At 58.0% G+C, this 2,274-nt stretch carries 4 protein-coding genes; all 4 read left to right on the top strand.

Going from position 1 to position 2,274, the window contains the following annotated elements; all coding sequences use genetic code 11:
- On the top strand, nucleotides 1-527 hold a 527-nt coding region (gene trbJ, locus RNA01_RS23030), incomplete at its 5' end, for a P-type conjugative transfer protein TrbJ (protein WP_147182418.1).
- The gene (trbK, locus tag RNA01_RS23035; protein WP_147182419.1) at nucleotides 521-697 is read left to right on the top strand and encodes an entry exclusion protein TrbK; all 177 of its coding nucleotides are present in this window, start codon (nucleotides 521-523) and stop codon (nucleotides 695-697) included. The genes trbJ and trbK, both read left to right, overlap by 7 nt.
- 4 nt (nucleotides 698-701) lie before the next feature.
- The gene (gene trbL, locus RNA01_RS23040) at nucleotides 702-1,883 is read left to right on the top strand and encodes a P-type conjugative transfer protein TrbL (protein WP_147182420.1); all 1,182 of its coding nucleotides are present in this window, start codon (nucleotides 702-704) and stop codon (nucleotides 1,881-1,883) included.
- 21 nt (nucleotides 1,884-1,904) lie between these two features.
- The coding region (locus RNA01_RS23045; RefSeq protein ID WP_268906710.1) for a VirB8/TrbF family protein at nucleotides 1,905-2,274 on the top strand (370 nt) is incomplete at its 3' end.

A 2,274-nucleotide genomic window follows, 5' to 3' on the forward strand; every position in this document is an offset into this window, starting at 1 on the left:
ATCACATCTGGGGCCAAGTCGAAAACGACCTCAACCGGCTGCGGGATATCGTCGATCAGGGACAGAGCATCTCCTTCTCGATGGGGAGCGCAGATGATGTGCTGAAGCAGCGCTTTCAATCCTATGCTGAGCTACAGACTGCCGCCGCCAACGGGACAGACCTGTCCTCGAGCTATACCAGTTGGTCAGATACCAACCGCGACACCATCGCCAGCGCGCTCAAGGCTGCAAGCCTGACGGCTGACCAGTTCGACAGCGAGGAGGAAACGATGGACTCCCTCCGAAACATGTCGGAATCTGCCGATGGCCAAATGAAAGCTCTCCAGGTCGGCCACGAGATTGCAGCGCAGCAGGTTGCGCAAACGCAAAAGCTGCGTGGTCTCGTATCCCAGCAGATGACGATGATGGGGACGTGGCTGCAAAGCGAGCAGACTGACAAGGATCTGGCACAGGCTCGGCGGAAGGAATTCTTCAACGGCGCAGCACCGTCCACCTCCGGCGGCGAAAAGATGAAGGTCGAATGGTGAGAACGAAGCTGATCTTGATCGCAATCGCATCTTTGCTCGCTGTCGGCAGCCCCGGGCTATGGTTCCTGATGTCCGAGAAACAGGAGGCGCAACACCGCCGCGCAACATTTTTCGGTTCGTCGAAGACCTACCCGACTTCTGGCGGAGAGAAGATGAAGGTCGAATGGTGAACCAATGACGATCTCCAACAGCGAATTGCGGGTCGCTCTGCTACTTGTCACCGTTCCTGTCGTGATTGCTCAGCCGGCCTTTGCGCAGGAAGGCTCTGTTCTGACTTCTCTTCAGACCCAGATTACAACCGCGGCCAAAGGGTGGGAGACCACCGTGATGGACGCGGCGAAATCTCTCTTCTGGATTCTCGCCACCATCGAGATTGGAATTGCCGCTGTTTGGTTGGCATTGCAGGCCGCATCACTGGACAGCTGGTTTGCCGAGCTCGTCAGGCGGATCATGTTTGTGGGATTCTTTGCCTTCGTGCTGACGCAAGGACCGACATTCGCCAAAGCAGTGGTGGATAGTCTTTTTCAGATCGGCGCCGGTGGAGGTACGGCCTCACCTGCAGACGTCTTCAATGCCGGTCTGACGGTAGCAACGAAGATGTCAGCCAAAGTGCAATTCGGGCTTTTCGAGGATAATGCACTGGCGATATCGGCCGCATTTGCAATGGTCGTGACGGTGATCGCATTTTCTCTCGTCGCAGCAATCTTTGTCTCCGTCATGGTCGAGATGTATCTTGGACTTCTCGCCGGGATGATCATGCTTGGGCTTGGCGGCTCGTCGTTCACCAAGGACTTTGCTGTCCGATATCTGGTTTACGCGTTTTCGGTCGGCATGAAACTAATGGCGCTCGTCATGATCTCCCGTATTGGTTCCGAAGTGCTAATCGGGCTCGCCAACGAACCAAACATCGGTGATCAATTTCAGACCGCACTTGCGATCGCCGGTATCGCCGTCGTGGTGTTCATCATCGCCATGTACGTGCCGAACATTATCCAGGGCGTCGTTCAGGGTGCGTCCGTCACTGGCGGCATGGAGACTATTCGCCATGGCGGCCAGGCTGCGTCATTCGCTGCCGGCGCCGCCTTTCTTGCGGCTGGTGCTGCTGGGGCAGGATATGCAGCGGCACAATCGGCTCGGGCCGGAGGATCTTCGACCGCCGGCGCTACTCTTCGCGGGATTGGCGCAAGCTTTGGTTCAGGAGCGCAGGCCGCAGGATCCGCAGCCAAGGAAAAGGCGATCGGGTCGCCCGGTGCCTATGCCGGCTCCATGCTTGGCCTGGCGAACGCGAAGCTCGACCAGGCTCGCGGCAAGGGAGCCTCACCCGGTCAGCCGCCGGAGCGGCAGGATAAATCGTAAATTTGAGACAGGGAAAATAATATGGCAGCGCAACGCGCCCCGGAGAACCCGTATCTTGCCGCAAGGCAGGAATGGTCGGAAAGATACGGCTCTTACGTGAGGGCGGCCTCGGCTTGGCGGACGGTCGGCATCTTGAGCCTCGGCATGGCGGTGATCGGTCTCAGTTACTCGCTGTATCTGAGCACGCAGGTCAAACTCGTGCCGTACATCGTCGAGGTCGACAAGCTCGGAAACACCGTCTCGGCTGGATTTCCGCAGCAGATCGAATATGCCGACGCCCGGGTCATCCGGGCAACGCTCGGCGCCTTTATAACCAGTTTCCGCTCGATCACGCCGGATGCCGTCGTCCAGAAACAATACATCGACAGGACCTATGCGCTTCTCAGGACGA

This window comes from Paenirhizobium naphthalenivorans, from assembly GCF_007992095.1.
GTDB lineage: Bacteria > Pseudomonadota > Alphaproteobacteria > Rhizobiales > Rhizobiaceae > Allorhizobium > Allorhizobium naphthalenivorans.